The organism is Neisseria sp. P0021.S007 (genome assembly GCF_051956855.1).
In genome coordinates, this window is record NZ_JBQCXA010001256.1 from 1 (window position 1) to 509 (window position 509).

1 protein-coding gene is annotated in these 509 nt (G+C 48.1%); it reads left to right on the plus strand.

Going from position 1 to position 509, the window contains the following annotated elements:
- The coding region (locus tag ACTHUR_RS18605) for an AEC family transporter (protein ID WP_440400248.1) at positions 1 to 509 on the plus strand (509 nt) is incomplete at both ends.

Genomic DNA, 509 nt, shown 5'->3' on the forward strand with positions numbered 1-509 from the left:
TCTTTCCTGCTTGCCGGAAAAATTACCGAGCTGACGCTGATTGTTTTGATGGGCGTGGCCTTGGTAAAAGCCGGGCTGTTGAAATCGGAAAACAGCTACACGCTCTCCGTTATCGCGCTTTACCTGATCAGCCCGTCCGTCATGATTCATGCCTTTCAGATGGACAATACGCCGCAGATTATCGAAGGGCTGAAGCTTTCCGTCATGCTGGCGGTGTTTTTCCATGTGGTGTTGATTGTTTTGGGCAGGGTGTTTAAACACTTGTTCAAACTCGATGGGCTCGAACACGCGGCGACGGTGTACAGTAATTCGGGCAACTTGATTATCCCTTTGGTGATGTCGGTATTTGGTGCGGAATGGGTGATTTATACCACTGGTTTTATCTTGGTGCAGACGTTTTTGTTTTGGACGCATCTGCGCCTGTTGATTTGCGGCCGAGGCAATGTGGCTTGGAAAACCATTTTTACCAATATCAACATCTTATCCATGTTGGTCGGGCTGCTAATGTT